General features: G+C 33.5%; 9 protein-coding genes. 2 read left to right on the top strand and 7 right to left on the bottom strand.

What is annotated here, in order from left to right:
• Positions 1–204 precede the first annotated feature (204 nt).
• The 4 genes from HHH54_RS06455 to sosA form a co-directional block, all read right to left on the bottom strand.
• Entirely contained in the window at positions 205–432 is a 228-nt protein-coding gene (locus tag HHH54_RS06455; RefSeq protein ID WP_198618022.1) for a YneF family protein, read from the bottom strand.
• A gap of 126 nt (positions 433–558) precedes the next feature.
• Positions 559–2544, bottom strand: coding sequence for a transketolase (tkt, locus tag HHH54_RS06450; protein ID WP_198618021.1), 1986 nt, complete (start codon positions 2542–2544; stop codon positions 559–561).
• Positions 2545–2643: 99 nt separating this feature from the next.
• Positions 2644–2880 (bottom strand): DUF896 domain-containing protein, encoded by a 237-nt coding sequence (locus HHH54_RS06445; RefSeq protein WP_198618020.1) that lies wholly within the window; start codon positions 2878–2880, stop codon positions 2644–2646.
• Positions 2881–2980: 100 nt separating this feature from the next.
• Positions 2981–3208 carry a DNA damage-induced cell division inhibitor SosA gene (sosA, locus tag HHH54_RS06440; RefSeq protein WP_198618019.1) on the bottom strand — a complete coding sequence of 76 codons (228 nt, stop codon included), beginning with the start codon at positions 3206–3208 and terminating at the stop codon, positions 2981–2983.
• 142 nt (positions 3209–3350) lie between these two features.
• On the opposite strand from sosA, the gene lexA reads away from it, so the two are divergent.
• Complete coding sequence (lexA, locus tag HHH54_RS06435; RefSeq protein WP_198618018.1) at positions 3351–3974, top strand: transcriptional repressor LexA; 624 nt, start codon at positions 3351–3353, stop codon at positions 3972–3974.
• Positions 3975–4227: 253 nt separating this feature from the next.
• Here the strand turns inward: lexA and HHH54_RS06430 are convergent, their stop codons facing one another.
• The gene (locus HHH54_RS06430) at positions 4228–5244 is read right to left on the bottom strand and encodes a CAP domain-containing protein (RefSeq protein WP_198618017.1); all 1017 of its coding nucleotides are present in this window, start codon (positions 5242–5244) and stop codon (positions 4228–4230) included.
• Positions 5245–5479: 235 nt separating this feature from the next.
• Positions 5480–5749 (bottom strand): 30S ribosomal protein S14, encoded by a 270-nt coding sequence (gene rpsN, locus HHH54_RS06425; RefSeq protein ID WP_198618016.1) that lies wholly within the window; start codon positions 5747–5749, stop codon positions 5480–5482.
• A 165-nt stretch (positions 5750–5914) separates the two neighbouring features.
• Between rpsN and rpmG the strand changes: the two genes are divergently transcribed.
• Positions 5915–6064, top strand: a complete 150-nt coding sequence (gene rpmG / locus HHH54_RS06420; protein WP_198618015.1) for a 50S ribosomal protein L33 — start codon at positions 5915–5917, stop codon at positions 6062–6064.
• 208 nt (positions 6065–6272) lie between these two features.
• On the opposite strand, the gene HHH54_RS06415 is transcribed toward rpmG, so the two are convergent.
• Positions 6273–7772 carry a catalase gene (locus HHH54_RS06415; RefSeq protein ID WP_198618014.1) on the bottom strand — a complete coding sequence of 500 codons (1500 nt, stop codon included), beginning with the start codon at positions 7770–7772 and terminating at the stop codon, positions 6273–6275.
• Between the last annotated feature and the right edge of the window lie 88 nt (positions 7773–7860).

Raw genomic sequence — 7860 nt, 5'->3', positions numbered from 1 at the left:
TATAAAATAATTCATGGACGCATGATCTCCTTTATTTGGGTTTAGGCACTTTTAATAATAGAGGTCATTGCGTCTTTTTGCATCTAAAAAGTAAAAAATCGGACAAGCAACATTTATAATTTAAATGTCACCAGTCCGATTTATTATAGAACCAGAATTTCATCACAATTCTCTAATCCCTTAATAATACTTTAAATAAACAACTTACATTTTTTTATCCATGTTTTTGTTCATCATTGTCATCATTTGATTAATTTTCTTTTGAGATGGTTTCTGACCCATTTGCATCATCATCATTCTCAACATTTCTTCATTAATTGGTGGATTTTTCTTTAAATAATCCATCATATATTTACGTGCTAAGAAGAAACCACCAACAAGTCCGATGATGAGTGCTACAACTATTAATAAAATCGCTAACCATGTAGCCATGATTTCACCCACTTTCTTTATCCCCTAGCATTTTACTAAAATTATACGCTTATTTCAAGATAGGATATCATGAAATATAGGTGTAAAAAATGAGCCCCATGAAAATGGAGCCCATCAGCGAAAAAATTATAATTGTTTAACTTGTTCTAAAATATTTTCTTTAGTAAATCCGTATTCTTTTACAACTGTGTCACCAGGGGCACTTGCACCGAAACGATCAATACCAATGACAAGGCCATTCATACCAACGTATTTATGCCAACCTAATGAAGCGGCCATTTCTGCAGCGACACGTTTTTGAACATTCGGTAATAAGATTGAATCTTTATATTCTTGAGATTGTTGCTCAAATGCATTCCAGTTAGGCATCGAAACAACTCGAACGCCTTTACCTTCAGATTCTAAATCTTTTGCAACATCTACCATTAAGCTCACTTCTGAACCTGAAGCAAGTAAAATATATTCGATTTCTTTATCAGACTCATATACAACATATGCACCTTTACGTACACCCTCTTCAACTGTATCTTCAGTAACGTCTAATACAGGAAGTCCTTGACGTGTTAAAACAAGAGCGGTTGGTGTACCATTGGATTCAAGTGCTACTTTCCATGCAACACGAGTTTCGTTACCATCTGCTGGACGAATGACATTCAGATTTGGAATAGCTCTTAAACCTGCAAGTTGTTCAATTGGTTCGTGAGTTGGGCCGTCTTCACCTACCGCAATTGAGTCATGAGTGAAGATAAATGATGAACGTAGACCCATAATAGCTGCTAAACGTAATGCTGGTTTTAAGTAGTCGCTAAATACAAAGAATGTAGCGCCATAAGGATGTGTACCACCGTGAGCCGCCATACCATTTACAGCAGCAGCCATAGCAAATTCACGCACACCAAACCAAACATTTTTACCGCTACCATCTTCAGCAGAAAAATCTTCTGCTTCTTTAACATTTGATTTGTTAGATGAAGCTAAGTCTGCTGAACCTCCGAAGAATGAAGGTACAGATTTATTAATTGCTTGAATAATTTCACCAGAGTCTGCACGTGAAGCACCTTTATGACCTAAGTCAAATTTTGGTAATTCTTTTTCGTAACCTTCTGGTAATTTTCCTTTAATAGCATCTTTGAATTCTTTTGCAAGCTCAGGATATTTTTGAGAATACTCTTCAAGCTTAGACTTCCATTCGTTTTCGTTTTCATCTGCACGTTTAATCATAGTATTTTTAAACAATTCATAGACTTCGTCGTCAACATGGAAGTGTTTAGATTTATCTAAATTATAATTTTCAAAAGTAAGATTACGTTCTTCTTCACCTAAAGGTGCACCGTGTGAAGCATTACTATCTGATTTATTTGGTGATCCATAACCGATAATTGTTTTAACTTCAATAATAGTAGGACCTTGTTGTTCTTTTGCTTTAGAAATTGCATTATCAATTTCTTCTAAATCATTACCATCTTTAACTAAAATATGGTTCCAACCATAAGCTTCAAATCTTGTTTTAATATCTTCAGAAAATGCTTTACTTGTTTCACCATCTAAAGATATATTATTTGAATCATATAACGTGATTAATTTGTCTAGTTTAAGATGTCCAGCTAATGATGCTGCCTCATGTGAAATCCCTTCCATTAAGTCACCATCAGAAGCTAAAACATACGTATAATGGTCAACTACAGAGATATCTTTATTAAATTTAGCTGCTAAGTGTTTTTCAGCCATAGCCATACCTACAGACATTGCAAATCCTTGGCCTAATGGACCAGTAGTGATTTCAACCCCTTTAGTATGCTTGAATTCAGGGTGTCCTGGCGTTTTAGAGTCCCATTGTCTAAATCTTTTAAGTTCTTCAAGTTCTAAACTACCAGAAACATGTAACAAACTATATAGTAATGCTGAACCATGTCCTGCAGATAGAACAAATCGGTCTCTATTAAAGTATTCTTGTGAATTTGGATTGAAGTTTAAATGACGTGTCCACAAAGTATAAGCCATTGGTGCTGCACCCATTGGTAAACCAGGGTGTCCTGAATTGGCTTTTTCAATTGCATCAATACTTAATCCGCGAATGGTGTTTATTGCTTTAATATCTTTATTATCGAACATATTATGACTTCCTTTCTTTAAAACTTTACATTTTCATTATAACCGATTATGAAACGTAAAGCTTTTGAGACAACCAATAGATCAAAAATAATCAATCAACTAACTGCGCTTCTGATTACGACGTTGAATCTCTTTTAATTTCTCAGGGGTAACATCATTACCTTCAGGGTCAATTACTTTAGTATTTTCGATTTGACTCTTAAAGCTTTCACGGAACATTTCTAAATATTCACTTCTCAATTTTGACTGTTCTTTTGCTTCAATTTCAGTAAGACCTTGTTCTTTTTTCTTTTTCGCTAATTCATTTATGCGAGTTAATTTATCTTGATTAAACATGCTAGCTCCCTCCGTCAACTTTTCTTACCAAAATATAACAGAAAAAGCAAATAAAACCAAACACTTCAACTCACTAGCATTATGAAACATCAGCGCCGATTTAATAACTCACTGCAGTAGTTGTAATGGCATGAGAATTCGAATGACTATGTTCGTACTGAACTTGTTGATTAACATATTTCTCACTTAATTGATGGTCAGTCATTTCGTACGTTTGTTCTGTATATTCATTATGACTTGCCATAGTTAAAAACGTAAAAAGAATAGCAATAGAAAGGAAAAAGACAATAGTATGAATATAAACTTCTGATAACTTAATATTTAACATCATCAACACTCCTAGAACATTTGTTTGTATAAGCACATTAACAGAACGAACGTTCTATGTCAACATCAAAACGAACAAATGTTTGTTGATGTTCGTATAATATGGTATACTTATTTTAAACCTATAGAGGGAGTGCAATGATATGAAAGAACTCACAAAAAGACAAAATGAGATATTTAATTATATAAAGCAAATTGTTCAAACAAAAGGATACCCACCTAGTGTAAGAGAGATTGGTGAAGCTGTAGGTCTTGCCTCTAGTTCAACTGTACACGGTCATCTATCTAGACTTGAAGAAAAAGGTTACATCAGAAGAGACCCAACCAAACCACGTGCAATTGAAATTGTAAATGATTCCATGGGCGAACCTGTAAATATGGAGGATACTATTTACGTACCAGTAATTGGTAAGGTAACAGCCGGAACACCGATTACAGCTGTTGAAAACATTGAAGAATACTATCCTTTACCAGAACACTTTACTTCTACCCATAACGGCCAAATTTTTATTTTGAATGTTGTAGGAGACAGTATGATAGATGCTGGTATTCTTGACGGAGATAGAGTTGTAGTACGTAGTCAGACATTTGCTGAAAATGGAGATATTATCGTGGCAATGACTGAGGAAGAAGAAGCAACAGTCAAACGATTTTATAAAGAGAAAAACCGTTACCGTTTACAACCTGAAAATAGTGCCTTAGAGCCTATTTATCTTAAACATGTCACAGTTCTTGGTAAAGTAATAGGATTATTTAGAGAATTCTAAATATGAATCCTTCCCATTTATTAGAATTGTGTGACAGAGTGTTCTTGCAAAAGTTAAATTTAACGCAATTATTACAGCATATACCTCTATTTACTAGTAGATTCTTTCGAAAAATATCGACTTTAACAATTTGCTTATTATATAGATGCACTAATCGCTTCTCTTTTAAAGTACAATCAATTTAAATTAGGATTCACTGGTATATACAAAGTGAATCCTAATTCTTTATTGTCGTCTTATATTTTAACTCATTTTATCCTGTATAATTCTCTGTCCAATAAGGTTGTCGTAATTCATTAAATTCGACTCCAACTCCTAGACTCGTAACCTCTTTATTCAAAATATTTTTTCTGTGCCCTAAAGAATTCATGAGTCCATGATGAGCATAAATACTACTAACTTGACCATAAGCTAAATTCTCTGCTGCAACTTTATAACTTATACCATCATTTTTCATTCTTTCAAAAGGACTTTGCCCTGCTAAATTGATATGATCAAAATAACCATTTTCGGCCATATCTTGACTATGTTTACGGGCTGTTTGTGTTAATGTACTGGAATAAGATAACGGAGCTAATCCCTTTTGTACACGAGCAGCATTCACAAATTGAAAATCTAAATGTTCATAACTTTTCATAAGATATGATGAAGGTGCAGCATATTGCTGATTTAAATGATTCTCTAGTGTATGACTTATTTGTAATAGACCGGTAACTTGATTACTTTCATGTTTGTCATAAAATACAGTATGATAAATATGATCGATATCATAAATTTCATACTCATCATTGTCCTGATGGTAAATTGTACGTCCTTTTTGAATTTGGTCTATAGGATTACCTAATTCTTTTTGAACTAAATCTCTCGGTGAATGATATTTGATGTCTTTTTTTGAGGTGATCACATTTTGATTTGAATATAAACCGTGCACCCTATTATCAAGGTATAATACCATGACAAAATCATGGTATTGATTATGATAAATGTGCCAATCAGTGCCATACTCACTACCTCGGACATCTACCGGTTTACCAAGCTGCTGTTCCACATCACTTTTTGTCATATTCATCTGGATATTTCGCACTGCAAACAATTGATCTTTAGGTGTTTTTAATGTCGTGTTTGAATGGTCACGGTCTATTAAATGATCTATTTTTTCATATACTGGAAATACAAGTTTATCTAATTTTGAATTCTGTTCAAATGGCAAAATTAAAACAATCACAATACCTACTAATAAAAATGAAAGAAATTTTTTAATGGTTTTCACACCTTAATGTTTATAAAATGTTCATTCTAAAAAGTCGTAACACATAAACAAATAGTTATTCTCAAGTATCTACTACATGTTCACGGATACGACTTCTTTTGAATTATCATCGGATGAGATAATTCAGACATATATTAATAACTCAAATAAGAATTAAATGTCTCTTTTTCATTCTATTATTCTTACATAAAATCCTATTTATTTTAAAGTAAAATGATTGTTTTCAAATTTGATATTACCAACTTGCTTTTTTTACGCCTGGAATTTGTCCTTTATGTGCATGTTCTCTAAAAGCAATACGTGACATTTCAAATTTTCTCATTACACCACGCGGACGCCCTGTTACTTTACATCTTCTAGTTAATCGTGTTGGTGAAGCATCTCTAGGTAATTTTTTCAATGCTTCGTAATCACCTTTTTGTTTTAATTCACGGCGTAACTCAGCATATTTAGCAACCATTTCTTCGCGCTTTTTCTCTTTAGCAATTTTTGATTTCTTAGCCATTTCATTTCACTCCTAAATCGTAATTATTTCGTTTTAAACTTTAACATATATCTTTAACAATTAGCAAGTATAAATTTTTAATCCACTTTAAATATTGGCAAATGTTGAAATTCATGGTAAAATATTAAAACGTAATAATTCTATTTTGATAAGGGAGGATTTACAATGCGCGTAAATGTTACTTTAGCATGTACTGAATGTGGAGATCGTAACTATATTACTACTAAAAATAAAAGAACGAATCCAGAACGTATTGAAATGATGAAGTATTGTCCAAGATTAAAAAAACATACACTTCATAGAGAAACAAAATAATTGAGTGTGTAAGTTTATTCTTTCTAATAACTTCAAAAATACGACAATAGGTAGGATGATGAGATATTTTAACTAGTGGTATACTGGTCAAAATAGGCTCTATCCTACCTTTTTTATATTGTTTGAAAACTGATGTATAAAAAGGCTAAGGTTGCCTTATTTAGCTTACCTTAGCCTCAAAATCTATAATTATTTAAACAATTATCTATTAGTTTTCAATTCCTTCAATAATTGCTTCTAATTTATCTTCCATACCTAACGCTTTCGCAACACCTTTACCATAATCTGGATCAGCTTGATAGCAGTTGCGGATATGACGTGCTTTTACTTCTTCAGTTGTGCCTTCCATTTCATTTGCTGTATTAATAAAAATACGTTCTTGTGCTTCTGGAGTTTGTAGGCGGAATAATTTACCTGGTTGTTCGAAGTAATTATCGTCATCTTGTCTAAAGTCATGTTCGTATGCTGAACCTTCAAGTTCTAATGGTGGACGCTTGTATTCAGGTTGATCTTGGTGTGCGCCATAACTATTCGGATAGTAATGTGTTTGACCACCTTGGTTATTATCTAAAATACGCATTTGGCCATCACGACTGAATGGGCAAATATTTTCAACACCAACACCTTTTGGTTGGTTTACAGGAATTTGCCAGTGGTTGACACCAAGGCGATATCTTTGTGCGTCACCATAAGAGAATAAACGACCTTGTAACATTTTATCTGGTGAGAAATCAATACCAGGTACAATATTTGTTGGTGCAAATGCTGCTTGCTCAACATCCATGAAATAGTTATCAGGGTTTCTGTTTAATTCGAATTCCCCTACTTCGATAAGAGGATATTCAGATTTGTACCAAACTTTTGTTAAATCAAATGGATTATCTTTATGATTTTTTGCTTGTTCTTCTGTCATGACTTGGATGTACATTTTCCATTTAGGGAAATCTCCTCTTTCAATAGCTTCAAACAAGTCTCTTTGTGATGATTCTCTGTCTTTAGCAATAACTTGTTCCGCTTCTTCAGGAGAGAAGTTTTCAATACCTTGTTGTGTTCTGAAATGGAATTTAACCCATACACGTTCATTATCTTTATTAAGCATGCTGTATGTGTGAGAACCAAATCCATGCATATGTCTAAATCCTCTTGGAATACCACGATCAGTCATTAAAATTGTAACTTGATGTAATGCTTCAGGTAATGAAGTCCAGAAATCCCAGTTATTTTGAGCACTTCTCATATTTGTACGTGGGTCTCTTTTTACTGCGTGGTTTAAACTTGCGAATAGTTTAGGATCTCTAAAGAAGAATACTGGTGTATTATTACCTACTAAATCCCAGTTACCTTCTTCTGTGTAGAATTTAAGTGCAAAACCACGAATGTCACGTTCGGCATCTGCAGCACCACGTTCTCCTGCAACAGTTGAAAAACGTGCGAACATTTCTGTCTTTTTACCTACTTCTGAGAAAATCTTAGCTGATGTATATTGAGTAATATCATTTGTAACTGTGAATGTTCCAAATGCTCCTGAACCTTTAGCGTGCATACGACGCTCTGGAATAACCTCACGATCAAAGTGAGCCAATTGCTCCAAGAAATACCAATCTTGCATTAATAACGGACCTCTTGGACCAGCAGTCATTGAGTTTTCTCGGTCACCAACAGGATGTCCGAATAAACCTGTTAATTTAGATGCATCTCTACGCTCCATAAAAAAACCTTCCTTCTATATTATAATAATTCTAAACTACACAGTAATAGTATAACTTATTTCATCTAATATTACACGAGTTTCACTT

Origin of the sequence: Staphylococcus canis, from assembly GCF_016238445.1 — a bacterium.
Taxonomy (GTDB): domain Bacteria; phylum Bacillota; class Bacilli; order Staphylococcales; family Staphylococcaceae; genus Staphylococcus; species Staphylococcus canis.
This window is presented reverse-complemented; position numbering and strand designations above follow the sequence as displayed.